This is a genomic window from Rhodobacteraceae bacterium M382 (assembly GCA_025141015.1).
In the GTDB taxonomy this organism is placed as follows: domain Bacteria; phylum Pseudomonadota; class Alphaproteobacteria; order Rhodobacterales; family Rhodobacteraceae; genus Aliisedimentitalea; species Aliisedimentitalea scapharcae.
The window spans coordinates 2,865,842-2,879,125 of record CP081098.1; the positions used below are offsets into that span (position 1 = coordinate 2,865,842).

At 58.4% G+C, this 13,284-nt stretch carries 9 protein-coding genes; 5 read left to right on the forward strand and 4 right to left on the reverse strand.

Translation table 11 applies throughout. The annotated features are described in order from the left end of the window. Window positions 1-151: 151 nt before the first annotated feature. Together K3727_13375 and K3727_13380 are read left to right on the forward strand one after the other, a co-directional pair. Complete coding sequence (locus K3727_13375; protein UWQ89799.1) at window positions 152-2,017, forward strand: hypothetical protein; 1,866 nt, start codon at window positions 152-154, stop codon at window positions 2,015-2,017. 1,099 nt (window positions 2,018-3,116) lie between these two features. Further along, on the forward strand, window positions 3,117-4,691 hold the full coding sequence (locus tag K3727_13380) for a hypothetical protein (GenBank protein UWQ89800.1): 1,575 nt from the start codon (window positions 3,117-3,119) through the stop codon (window positions 4,689-4,691). Between the two features lie 581 nt (window positions 4,692-5,272). On the opposite strand, the gene K3727_13385 is transcribed toward K3727_13380, so the two are convergent. Continuing rightward, window positions 5,273-5,848: a tetratricopeptide repeat protein gene (locus K3727_13385; GenBank protein UWQ89801.1), complete on the reverse strand. Its 576-nt coding sequence runs from the start codon at window positions 5,846-5,848 to the stop codon at window positions 5,273-5,275. A gap of 30 nt (window positions 5,849-5,878) precedes the next feature. Then, entirely contained in the window at window positions 5,879-6,361 is a 483-nt protein-coding gene (locus K3727_13390; GenBank protein ID UWQ89802.1) for an Lrp/AsnC family transcriptional regulator, read from the reverse strand. Window positions 6,362-6,482: 121 nt separating this feature from the next. Between K3727_13390 and putA the strand changes: the two genes are divergently transcribed. Both putA and K3727_13400 read left to right on the forward strand, forming a co-directional pair. Next, window positions 6,483-9,884 (forward strand): bifunctional proline dehydrogenase/L-glutamate gamma-semialdehyde dehydrogenase PutA, encoded by a 3,402-nt coding sequence (gene putA / locus K3727_13395; protein UWQ89803.1) that lies wholly within the window; start codon window positions 6,483-6,485, stop codon window positions 9,882-9,884. Window positions 9,885-10,021: 137 nt separating this feature from the next. Next, a complete protein-coding gene (locus tag K3727_13400) occupies window positions 10,022-10,795 on the forward strand; it encodes a rhomboid family intramembrane serine protease (GenBank protein UWQ89804.1) in 774 nt (257 codons plus the stop codon). Window positions 10,796-10,810: 15 nt separating this feature from the next. Here K3727_13400 and K3727_13405 read toward each other — a convergent pair whose 3' ends face one another. Beyond that, window positions 10,811-11,299, reverse strand: coding sequence for a PaaI family thioesterase (locus K3727_13405; GenBank protein ID UWQ89805.1), 489 nt, complete (start codon window positions 11,297-11,299; stop codon window positions 10,811-10,813). A gap of 63 nt (window positions 11,300-11,362) precedes the next feature. Next, window positions 11,363-12,229 carry a methylenetetrahydrofolate reductase [NAD(P)H] gene (metF, locus tag K3727_13410; GenBank protein UWQ89806.1) on the reverse strand — a complete coding sequence of 289 codons (867 nt, stop codon included), beginning with the start codon at window positions 12,227-12,229 and terminating at the stop codon, window positions 11,363-11,365. A 97-nt stretch (window positions 12,230-12,326) separates the two neighbouring features. On the opposite strand from metF, the gene K3727_13415 reads away from it, so the two are divergent. Further along, window positions 12,327-13,232 carry a LysR family transcriptional regulator gene (locus K3727_13415; GenBank protein ID UWQ89807.1) on the forward strand — a complete coding sequence of 302 codons (906 nt, stop codon included), beginning with the start codon at window positions 12,327-12,329 and terminating at the stop codon, window positions 13,230-13,232. The last annotated feature ends 52 nt before the right edge of the window (window positions 13,233-13,284 follow it).

Sequence of the window (13,284 nt, forward strand, 5' to 3'; positions counted from 1 at the left end):
GCTGTCATGCACCGGCCTTGACCTTGCCTGCTTGGGTGCTCAAGAGTCCCAGAACGCGGTGTTTTGGGGCCCGGCGATGCAGAATCGCCGGAACAAAAGATCAAAAACACGTCGCAAAACATTGAAAAACAACAAAAGACCAGGGGGAAAGATGCGCAAAAGGATCACGAGGTTCCCGATCACCTTTAGCCTGTTTGCCGTCATTCTGGGTGTGGCCCTGGTGCTGGCAGTGCCATTGGCGATTTACTCGCATGTCACCCACAAGAATTCGACCATGATCACTGCCAGCGAGATCATGGAGCGGTCTGCCGACATTCTGCGGCTCAAGATTGACGATCTGATCAAACCGGCGGAAGCCGTGGCCCAGGTGTTGGCGATCTGGCCCAACGTCGGACACCTGCCCCACGAAGAGGGCCATTCAGCCGAGCTTTTCCTCAGCAGGCAATTGACCCGCTTGCCTTATCTGGCCTCGATCAACATCGGGTTCGATGATGGTTCCTTTTATCTGATCGGGCTTGCAGCGTCCCGCCCACCCGAACGCCTGGTCGAATTGGCAGCGCCAGAAGGAACGGTTTTCCTGACGCAATCAATCTTTCGCAACGCATCCGGACACAGGGTTTCGGTGCGCCGGTTTCTGGACCATCAGGGCGAGTTGTTGGCTGCATCGCAAACATTGGACCCGGAATACGATCCTAGAGTTCGCCCCTGGTTCAAACCAGCAACCGACGACAAAAGCGTCAGCCGGACCAAATTGTACAAATTCACCGGCACCGGCCTGCCCGGCCTGACCATCAGTCGCCGCCATCCTGGCGGCACAGTGGGCGTTGACGTCACATTGGCTCAAATCGAAGAATTCCTGGGGTCCGAGCCTCAAGCCGAAAGCGGCCTGCTTACGATCTTTGGCTCTGACGGGACCGTCCTGGCCAGCACCGCCCACGATGCCGAAGACGAACTGGTCCAGACCGACCTGATTATGAGGATCCAGCAAGAACCGGGATTTCGTGCTGGGTTGATCGACGCCCAGGGCGATCCCTGGGTGGCCCATGTGGTCAAGGCATCCTCTCGGTTCGAAGCCGATGAAATACTCGCACTGGCCATGCCTGTGTCCACCATTGCCGCGCCGGTCAACCGGGTAACGCGCAATACCTTTTTGGTTTCGGCCCTGATCCTGTTGTCCAGCATCCCGATCGTCTGGCTGGTATCGCGCGGCCTGTCACGGCCCCTGATCGGCCTGGCGACAGATGCCGACGCGATCCGCCGGTTCGATCTGGATGCCCCGCGCTCCGGCACGTCGGTTGTCGAAGAGATCTTTCAACTCCAATCGGCAATGGACCGCATGCGCACCAGCCTGGGTGTTTTTGGCCAATATGTCCCCAAGGCGCTGGTACAGAAGCTGATTCAGCAGAATGAAATCCCGCATCTGGGCGGCACCCGTCGCGAGTTAACCGTTCTGTTCATGGATATGGAAAATTTCACCGCCATGTCCGCGGACCTGGACCCTGACGACGTCATGAACCGGATGTCGCATTATTTCGAAGCCGTCACGCAGGTTCTGTTGGCGCATGGGGCAACCATCGACAAATATATCGGGGATGCGGTCATGGCCTTCTGGAACGCGCCCGAGGACACACCCGACCATGCGGCTGTTGCCTGTCAGGCCGCGCTCGCGGTCAAGGAGGCCGCTGCGCAGGTAACAAACAGCTGGCAAGACATTGAAATGCCTGTGCGCACCCGGATCGGAGTCCACACAGGCCCCGCGACCGTGGGCAATGTCGGCAGCTCGGACAGGATGAACTATACGGCATTCGGAGCCACCGTGAATCTTGCGGCGCGTTTGGAAGGCCTGAACCGGGATCTGAAAACCGACATATTGGTCAGCACCCAACTGGCCAAAGTCTGTGCCGGGCGGTTTGAGTTCCAGTCGGCAGGACACAGCAGGTTGAAAGGCTTTGCCGAGCCCATCGAAGTATTCACCCTGACCAAAAACCAAGACACCATGACCGGCAAAGTAGAATAAAAACACACACTTTATGCACCCATCCAACTCTAGTTGCCTGCTGTACGACCGCTCATAGCACGCTCTGGCGGGTCGTCCGCGACCGTCAGATGCGGCCCTTTCAGCGCGTCAATCGCCTGACCCTCGGCCTCAAGGCAGGGACTGCCCGGTGGCCAGACCGCCCAAGCCTTCGTGCCAGGCCAGCTGCCACATCGCCAACCGTCACGCGTCGTTGAATGTCGGGCCCGCAAAGACCATCTGCGCGTCCGGGCGTTTGATCTGGGTGTGTGGCCAGGGATTTTGGTCTGAGCGTTTGGCATTGGTGATTAGATGCGCTCGCGACATCCTTGTTTTCCTATGCGTTCTCGCGTTTCTGCGCAGGGTCGAGCCAATCCTCTGGATCAATTTTCATCCCTGCGTAACACACTCGAATTCGATCAGGCGTTTTTAAACACTGATCCTTCACTTCCCCCTAGGCGTGTATTAAATAAAAACCGCAGGACCAATACAAAGACTGTATTTTACAACCAATTCTTAGGGCACGAAAAACATGACCAATCAATTGCTGATCACCCAAACCCTGGACGCAACGGATGCTCCGGAGTTCTCTCCGGAAACTGAGAGCTCCCGAGCAAGCGTGCGGGAAAGCAACATTTTGGTTCTGGATGACGGCTCCATGCTGAGCCTGGATTACGCCAGCGGGATTGCAGCTGTTTTTCAGGGGTTAAGCGGATCATTTCCTTTCCCCATGTTGGAATATCAAGCCCGCCATATCGGCACCGACGGATCCTTGATCTCAGAAACGGTGCTGATGACGCATGTAGAGTCAGGCACTGACATAACCAGACCCTCCCCGTTCTTACAGTTTCAATTGGATGCGAATGGAAACCCGTACATTTACGCTAATATGGACAGACTTTTGGGTTTTCGACTCGGTGATGACTCTTACGGTTCTGAAATAAACATATTTTCAATTTCATCCACAGGTGAAGTTAGTGATCCCGTAGACCCCAGGGCTGAATTCAGCCGAATTGGGACAGATATGCCCTTGAGTGATGGAACAAGTGTTCGGCTGGCATTTCCGCAACAGGACCTATTTTTTGACTCGTGGGATTTTGCCTTGGAGATGCAGATTTTTGATGCTGATGGCGAGCCGATTGGGGATGCGGTCAGCCCTGCGGGGGGGCTCCCGCGGGGCAACACCCATGGTGCCAGGGTCGACGAGGACGGCAATATCGTGATCTTGCGGTCCAGCCCGTCTGCGAGGTTGATCGAATATGTCGTGGATACCAGTGGGGCGCTGATATCCAACGCGCTTGTTTATGCCCCGAAAGACGATCCATCGGCACATCAAATCAGCAACGATTCAAGTCGGGTTTTCCGCCCAGATGGTGGATATGTCGCCCTCAGCGGATCCATACTGCAGAACTACACCGCAGATGGCCGCCCCGACGGATTGGCAATCGATCTTGGTTATCCGTCGGGGTCGTCAATGTCACAAATGGCCCTTGGCAAAGGTGGTGATTTTTGGGTCCGATGGAACAGCCGGACACCTGACAGCACTGATCAGGAGTTTACCGGGGGGTATGCCGCGTTCGAGATTATCATTCCGCGCAGTTTGACGGACGAGGCAGATCTGGAATTCCTGTCATCACCCGAGGCCGTTGATGGTGGCGCGGGCAATGATGTCATCCTGGGCAGCGACGGTGTCGACAGGCTGTTGGGGTCTGACGGAGACGACGTTCTGATGGGCGGCGCAGGCGATGATCTCATGCGGGGCGATGCAGGCAATGATATGTTGATTGGCGGCGACGGTGCCGCCGATACCGCGTTTTACCAGGGAGGCTGGCAGGACTACGATGTATGGGCAGAAGATGAACTGGTCTATATTTCCGGCACCGGTGCCGCGTCTGGTGACGGAACGGATCGGCTGTCAGGGATCGAACGTCTCGTTTTCTCCGACATGGACGTCGAAGTTTCAGATTTCGTGACCCAATTTGGCACAGCGTTTTCCGGGACCGACGCAGATGATACATTCTATGGGACCAGCGGGAACAACCTTCTGTCCGGGCTGGCAGGTGATGACACCCTGAATGGCCGCGATGGCGTCGATACATTGTACGGTGGCGACGGCAATGACGTTTTGACCGGCGGTAGGTCGCCTGATGATCTGCACGACGAGATTCATGGCCAGGCTGGGAATGACATTCTTCGGGGCGGCTATGGCAATGACTTGGTTCTTGGCGGGGACGGAAACGACACAATAGACGGCGGCCGAGGCGTCGACACTGTGGCGGGTGGTACCGGGAATGACGCCGTTGGAGGGGGCTCCACCAGCGATGTCGTCTTTGGCGGTGCCGGGGATGATTTCCTTAACGGTGGATATGGTCATGACCGATTGAACGGTGGCTCTGGGGCTGATCGTTTCTTTCATCTGGGCACGGATTCTCATGGGACCGATTGGATCCAGGATTACAGCGCCGCGGATGGGGATGTCCTGATGTATGCTGGAACCGCCACAGCGGCCGATTTCATCGTCCAGCGCGCGACGACGGCGGGTGCGGGCAGCGCCGATATTGCCGAAATCTTTGTCACACACCGGGGCACAGGTAATCTGTTGTGGGCTTTGGTTGATGGCGACGCGCAGGAGAACCTCCAAATGCTGGCCGCGGGCCAGACATTCGACATTCTGTGATCACGCGCACGACCTGAGACACAGACCGCACGGAGCGCGTGGATCAGGAACCGAAGCAGATCGGCCGGACCCGGATTGGGACGGCCGGACAGCCGATCGCAGTGCGTCCCACTCTGGGAAACGCAATCCTGTCCGGCGACGCACTGAATTTTGGAATGATATTTGGTACGGGCGGTGGGAATCGAACCCACACGGGCTTTCGCCCCACGGATTTTCTTACCCGCTACGGTTTTCACCGCCACCCCGGTCTGGGGCGTTTGGGGTCTGGACTATCCCTTCACCATCACCGGATACGTCCGGTTTTAGGTGCTGCCCGTCTAGTCTCTACACCTTCCCCTTTCGGGGCTTGGCTCGGGATTGCCATTTGACAGGTTTCCCCGAATTTGAGCAGTTCTACGTCCGGCGTTTCCCCCGGCGCACTCAATGATCTAAGTCCGATGCGTCTACCGTTCCGCCACGCCCGCACACTGGTTTCACGTATACGGAGCCCGCGTCTGGCTGCAAGCAGAAATCCGAATTTTCCGGCGAAAACAAACACCACTGCGACCGGGGTCCGCGACACGAACCCAATGTGGCCTGGATTACAGATCCGTGCCCTTGGGGGCCAGTGGACCGCCTGGCGCAGCCAAGCCCCTCTCGGGGAGCCAGGGGTTCATCTCCAATGCGCGTCCCAACGCATCACGGGCTGCATCCAATTGCCCAAGCGCATAGAGCGAGAGCGCCTTGCCGCTGAGCGCCGCGATGTGATCCGGCGACAATTGCAGTGCGCGATCCAAATCCACCACAGCTGTTCTGAAATCCTGTCGCAGGTAATTTACAAAGGCCCGCTGATTGTACCCTTCGGCATATTCTGGGCAGTAATCGACGAGGATATCGAACTCCTGCAAGGCCCCAGCCAAATCAAATGCCGCCCGTTTCTGCATCCCGCGATCCAGAATGGCCTGGGCCTGTTCATTGGGTGCATCGGCCCAGAATTCCCACATCTGATTAGAGATCACGCGCGCATCGCCTTCGTTGTCGGCCGCCTGAACCTGTTCAATCAACCCCTGAACGGATTGGCTGTGATCCGGGGGCGGCGGACAGGTCTCGGCCTCCACGACGGACGCCGAAACAGCAGACAGGATGAGCGGGGCATATGCAAAACGAAACCAGGCCATACCCCGATCCTGTGCCATATGGCACAGTAATCAAATCACATTTTCGAGCGTCCCCAGCGCCCCATCTTCCTTGACCGCCTGCATCGCCACAAATGTCGACGTTGATGCAACATGTGGCAGCGATGAAATCCGTTCGGCCAATACCGCGCGATAGGCCGCCATCGACCGGGTCCGTACCTTGAGCAGATAGTCGAAATTCGATGCAATCATATGGGCTTGCTCGATCTCTGGCACCTTGATGATCGCCGCATTGAACGCCGACAGCGCGGCTTCGCGGGTGTCGTCCAGCTTGACCTCGACAAAGGCCACGTGATCCAGCCCCATTCGGATCGGATCAATCAACGCCCGATATCCCGTGATCACGCCATCAGCCTCAAGGCGGCGCAACCGGGTTTGGGTCGGGGATTTTGAAAGACCAATGCGCCGTGCCAGATCGGCAATCGAGATTCGCCCGTCCTCGGCCAGAATCTCCAGAATCGCACGATCAAAACGGTCCAGATCAGAAATGCCCATATGGCCTCCAAATTGCACAAACTTCGGTCGATTGTCCCGAGATTATGTTTCTTTTGGCCGATTGTCCCGAGATTTTCCCGGTATTCTTCTCAAAACACGCATCCTGCAAGGACGACCTCAGATGACCGACACATTGCGCCACCGGATTGACGCCGGAACCTATGGGGACCAAAGCACCCTGCTGGCCCAGCTGATCGCAACCGCTAATCTGTCTGACAACGACCGCGGCACAATTTGTAGCGCCGCGGCCGCGCTGGTGCGCGACATTCGCGATCACACCGCCCCGGGCATGATGGAGGTGTTCCTGGCCGAATATGGCCTGTCGACCGACGAGGGCATTGCTCTGATGTGCCTGGCCGAAGCGCTGCTGCGGGTGCCCGATGCCGATACGATCGACGCGCTGATCGAAGACAAGATCGCCCCGTCGGATTGGGGCAAACATCTGGGACATTCCTCCTCTTCGTTGGTCAATGCCTCGACCTGGGCGTTGATGCTGACCGGCAAGGTTCTGGATGAAGCAAAACCGTCACCTGTCAGCGCCCTGCGCAACGCCATCAAACGGGTGGGTGAACCTGTGATCCGTACCGCCGTTAGTCGCGCAATGAAGGAAATGGGTCGCCAGTTCGTTCTGGGGGAAACCATTACCTCTGCGATGACGCGCGCCAAGGGGATGGAGGCCAAAGGCTATACCTATTCCTACGACATGCTGGGCGAAGCCGCCCGCACCGAAGCCGACGCCGCCCGCTATCACCTGTCCTATTCCCGCGCGATTTCGTCGATTGCCGATGGCTGTGTACATAAAGATATTCGTGCAAACCCCGGTATTTCCGTAAAACTCTCGGCATTGCATCCGCGATATGAGCTGGCACAAGAGGCCCGGGTCATGGACGAACTGGTCCCGCGGTTGCGCGCGCTGGCCTTGCTGGCCAAAGCGGCGGGCATGGGGCTGAACATCGATGCCGAAGAGGCAGATCGCCTGTCGCTGTCGCTGGATGTAATCAATGCCGTTATCGGAGATCCCGCGCTGAAAGGGTGGGACGGATTGGGCGTCGTGGTTCAGGCCTATGGGCCCCGCGCCGGGCTGACGATTGATGCGTTGTATGACATGGCCACACGGTTTGATCGCAAGATCATGGTGCGACTGGTCAAAGGAGCCTATTGGGACACCGAAATCAAACGCGCTCAGGTCGAAGGCATGGATGCCTTTCCAGTCTTCACCTCCAAGGCGGTAACAGACGTGTCCTATATCGCCAACGCGCGCAAGTTGCTGGACCGTACTGACAGGATTTACCCCCAATTCGCAACGCATAACGCCCACACCGTCAGCGCCATCCTGCATATGGCCAAGGACGGGCAACCCTTTGAATTCCAGCGCCTGCATGGAATGGGGGAAACGCTGCACCAGATGGTGCTGGAGCGCAACAAGACGCGCTGTCGGATCTATGCCCCTGTTGGCGCTCATCGTGACCTGCTGGCCTATCTGGTGCGTCGCCTGCTGGAAAATGGTGCCAACAGTTCGTTTGTGAACCAGATTGTCGACGAAGATGTCTCGCCCGAGATCGTCGCGGCCGATCCCTTTGTCACGGCGCTGGCCCCCGCCCCCGAGATACCGACAGGCACCGACCTGTTTGCTCCGGAACGCCCCAACTCCAAAGGCTTTGACCTGAAGCACACGCCCACGCTCGAAACGATTGACGCCGCCCGGACCCCATGGCGGACCGACGTCTGGCAGGCCTCTCCACGGTTGGCCGAGGCCGCCTCCCCCGAGGCTGCGGTGGTCGTGAGCAACCCAGCTGACGGCACCCTCGTGGGCCAGGCCGCCCAGGCGAGCCTTGCCGATGTCGAAGTCGCGCTGGCGTCGGCCCAACCCTGGGACGCACCAGCGTCCGAACGCGCCGCCGCGCTGAACCGCGCGGCCGACCTCTATGAGGCGCATTTTGGCCAGATCTTTGCCCTGTTGGCGCGCGAGGCCGGAAAATCCCAGATGGACGCCGTAGCCGAGCTGCGCGAAGCGGTGGATTTTCTCCGCTACTACGCGGCCCGCATCCCGGATGCCAATCCAGCGGGCGTGTTCACCTGCATTTCCCCCTGGAATTTCCCTTTGGCAATCTTTTCGGGTCAGATCGCTGCTGCGTTGGCCACAGGCAATGCAGTGCTGGCCAAACCCGCGCCGCAAACGCCGCTGATTGCCGATTTTGCCATCTCGCTGCTGCATCAGGCCGGTGTCCCGCGTGACGCCTTGCAGCTGCTGCCCGGCGGACCACAAGTGGGTGGCGCGCTGACGTCGGATTCGCGTGTGAATGGCGTTGCCTTTACCGGCTCTACTGCCACAGCAATGAAAATCCGTGCTGCCATGGCTGAAAATCTGCGCCCTGGCTCACCGCTGATCGCCGAAACTGGCGGGCTCAACGCGATGATCGTCGATTCCACGGCGCTGCCCGAACAGGCTGTGCAATCCATCGTCGAAAGCGCCTTTCAATCCGCTGGCCAGCGCTGTTCAGCGCTGCGCTGTCTCTATCTTCAGGAAGACATCGCCGAAGACGTTCTGGAAATGCTCCAGGGTGCCATGGATGCGCTGATCATTGGTGATCCCTGGCATCTGTCGACGGATGTGGGGCCGGTGATTGATGAAGCTGCGCGCGCAGGCATCGCCGCCCATATCGATGCAGCCCGCGCCGATGGACGCCTGTTAAAGCAGATGGCCATCCCAGAGACCGGGACCTTTGTTGCACCAACCCTGATCGGAGTTCCCGGCATCACCGCGCTGGACCGTGAAATCTTTGGTCCGGTGCTGCATGTGGCCCGTTTCAAGTCGCACGAACTGGATCAAGTGATCGCCGACATCAATGCCACCGGCTATGGGCTGACTTTTGGTTTGCACACCCGGATCGATGATCGGGTCCAACATGTAACCGAGGCCGTGCATGCAGGGAACCTCTATGTGAACCGCAACCAGATTGGTGCCATTGTCGGATCTCAACCTTTTGGCGGAGAGGGGCTTTCCGGTACTGGACCAAAGGCCGGCGGACCCAATTATCTGGCCCGTTTCTGCGCCCCGGATCGGCAACAAGCAGACGAGGATTGGGCGGGGGCGCTTGCCGAACTGCCAGGCGAAACCGGCACTCCGGCCCGGCCGCACACCCAATCGCTGCCCGGACCGACAGGCGAATCCAACCGTCTGACTGTGTCACCCCGCGCACCGCTGTTATGCCTTGGCCCCGGCCCTAAAGCTGTCAGTGCCCAGGCCCATGCGGTGCTGGGCCACGGTGGCACCGCCATTCAGGCGGCGGGGATGTTTGATCTGCACCGGTTGGAGCATATCCAGGGCATCTCTGGCGTCCTTTGGTGGGGAGACGCAGCGACCGGGCGTGAAATCGAACAGAATTTGGCCCGGCGTCCCGGGCCGATCCTTCCGATGATCCCAGGTCTACCGGACCGGGCACGTGTCCTGGCAGAACGCCATACCTGCGTCGATACCACCGCGGCCGGTGGCAATGCCGCGCTGTTGGGCGGTTTGGACTGACAGAACCGGGGCACTCCCGCCCGTCGAACCGGCTTTGAAAAAGCCCGCTCGCCCGTTGGGCCACGCCGCGCGCAGGTATACCTGCGCGCGGCGGTTGTCCTCTTGACCTCCTTCAGAAATCAGATCAGCGTCGGGGCATGTTTCCAATTCGCGATCACAACCCGTCCGGGCGAACGCCCTATGTTGTCTACACCCTGATGGCGGCCAATATTCTGGCCTTTGTCGGCTATTTTGGGCTGTCCGACGATGCCCGTCTGCTGAACCAGTTCTATTTCGACTATGCCATCATTCCTGCCCGCATCACGGATGGTGGTGGGTTCGAAACCCTCTTTACGTCGGTCTTTATCCACGGCGGGATCATGCATCTGGCAGGGAACATGCTGTTTCTGTGGATCTTTGGCGACAATATGGAAGACGAGATGGGACATGTGCCCTTTCTTGTCTTTTACCTGGTCTCCGGTCTGGGGGCCGGATTGCTGCATGTCGCAGCTGCCCCATTATCGACAGTACCAACAGTCGGAGCCTCGGGCGCGATAGCCGGTGTTATGGGGGGCTATCTGTTGCTGTTCCCCAAGGCCAAAGTCGATATTCTGATCATTCTGATCGTCTTCTTTCGCATCATTCCAATCCCGGCTTGGGTCATGTTGGGGCTATGGTTGGGGATGCAGTTCATTGGCGGGCTGGGCTCGGACCCGGATACGGGTGGCGTTGCCTATTGGGCCCATGCCGGTGGATTTGCGGTCGGGCTGATCCTGACCGTTCCCCTGTGGCTGAAACGCGGCGGCCCCGCTTTTTGGAGCGAGACCCACGGGCATCCGCCCCACCCCGAACCCGACTATCGGCTCAACGCGACACGTATTCCCCGGATAGGGCGCAGATCCGAACGCAAGCCAGGTCCCTGGGGGCGATAGATGCAAGTGCAGCCATCAGGGTTTGGTTGCGAGGTTCATCACCATGCAGGTGGTCGATCCGGTTGCATACAGCTTGCAATCCGACACTCCGCGGATTTCGCCATGGGCCACGCCGGTTGATCGCCCCACGTGATCGACCACACCGACACAGTCGATTTCAGTCCCCAGCGGGATCGAACGCAGGATATTAATCTTGTATTCCAATGTCGTATAGGCCGATCCTCGGGGAACACCGGTCATCACAGCACAGGCCATGGCGCTATCCAACAGCGTTCCATACCAACCGCCGTGAACCGTGCCCATCGGGTTCGTCACATCAAATTCCGGGGTGCCTCGGAACACCACGCGCCCCGCGTCAACCGCATGCAAACGATATCCCATGACCCGCGAAATCGGCGGGGCCGGCAGCCGCCCCTCCAGAATTCCCTGCATGAATTCCAGCCCCGACAGTTTCAGGACATCGTCCATCTTGAGAAGGTCATCAGGTGATTTGGCGTCCAGCATAGGTCAGTCCCTTTGAGATCAATTCAAAGGGACCGTAAAAACCGCTCGAAACCGGAACAAGCCTTACGCCACGTTCTCGAGAGAAACCTGAGGCACCACACCCAGCGCATGACAGACATCGCGGGTCAGTTCGGGCCGGTTCAACGTATAAAAATGCAACTTGTCGACCCCCCCTTCGATCAGGTCACTGCACAATTCCGTGCACAACGCCGTCGCCAACAGATCTTCGCGATTGTCGCGGACCGCCTTGCCAAAAGCTTCTTCGACCCAGGACGGAATGACTGTCCCGCAGCGGATCGCAAAATTGCGCGCCCCCTTCCAGTTTTCGATCGGCAAAATGCCCGGCGTTATCGCATGATCAATCCCGGCCTTGGCACATTTGTCGCGGAACCGGAAATAGGTCTCGGCTTCGAAAAAGAACTGGGTCAAAGCCTCGGTCGCCCCAGCATCAATCTTGCGTTTCAGCCAATCGACATCCGCGCTCTGGCTGGCGGCCTCGGGGTGGCGATCCGGATACGCACCGACCTTGATATTGAAGCGTCCAGTTGCGGCCAGAGCCTCGATCAGCGCGACCGAATTGGCGAACCCCTCGGGATGCGGCTGAAAGGCCCCCTGCCCCTTGGGTGGATCACCGCGCAAAGCGACAATGTCGCTCACGCCAGCCTGAGCAAATTGATCTGCGATGGCCAAAGTTTCGGCCTTGGACGCATTCACACAGGTCAGATGTGCCGCAACATTCAACCCCGATGACTTATGCAGTGTCGCCACCGCATCCCGGGTCAGATCCCGCGTGGTGCCGCCTGCCCCATACGTGACCGACACAAACCGCGGATCCATCGGCGCCAGAACCTGTACCGTGTCCCACAGGCGGAACGACGCTTCCAGGTTTTGCGGCGGAAAGAACTCGAACGAAATCTGCGGCGTACGCATCGGATGGATCTCCTGATTAGATTTCAGCCCTTGTTGCACACGCAGCATTGTGAAACAATTTCATAATATTCAAGAACAACATGAGCGAACCTAAAGGATGCATATCGAATTCCGTCACCTCCGGACGATCAAGGCCATTCACGAAGCCGGTGGTCTGGCCCGGGCGGCAGATCAGCTGAACATCACCCAAAGCGCGTTGAGCCATCAGATCAAAGGGCTGGAAGATCAGGCAGGTGTGGAATTGTTCCTGCGTCGCTCCAAACCGATGAAACTGTCACCAGCCGGGTTGCGGCTGTTGCGACTGGCAGATCAGGTGTTGCCGCAGGTCGAAGCCATGCAAGCCGAATTCACGTCGCTGCGCGATGGCAACACGGGTCGGATGCATATTGCCATCGAATGCCACGCCTGTTTCGAATGGCTGTTCCCCGTGCTAGAGGCCTTTCGCAAGAATTGGATCGATGTGGATGTGGACATCCGCCCAGGCCTGGCCTTTGACGCGCTGCCAGCGCTTCAGAAAGAGGAAGTGGATCTGGTCGTTTCCTCCGATCCAATCGACCTACCGGGTGTTTCCTTTATTGAACTCTTTGACTATGCGCCGGTTTTTGTGGCGGCGTCACAGCACCCGCTGGCGGCCAAACCCTATGTTGATGCGGCTGACTTTGCCGGGGAAACACTGATCACTTACCCCGTGGAAAAGAGCCGGCTGGATGTCTTCAGTCAGTTGCTGACCCCGGCAGGGGTCGAGCCGGGTGCAATCCGGCAGGTGGAACTGACAGCGGTGATCCTGCTGCTGGTGGCCTCCAACCGTGGTGTGTCCGTGTTGCCGGACTGGGTGGTGCGCGAGATCAAATACAGCTCTGATTATGTCACCCGACCGCTCACCGAAACCGGGATCACCCGGCGTCTCTATGCGGCGATCAGGTCCGACGATCTGGAAAAGCCTTACATGCAAGAATTGATGCGACTGGCCAAGATCGAAGCGCGCAAACTGCAAAAAAAGTAAAGTCGGGTCTCACAATGGTAGGTGCCCCCACCCCCTCTACTGCATGTGGACC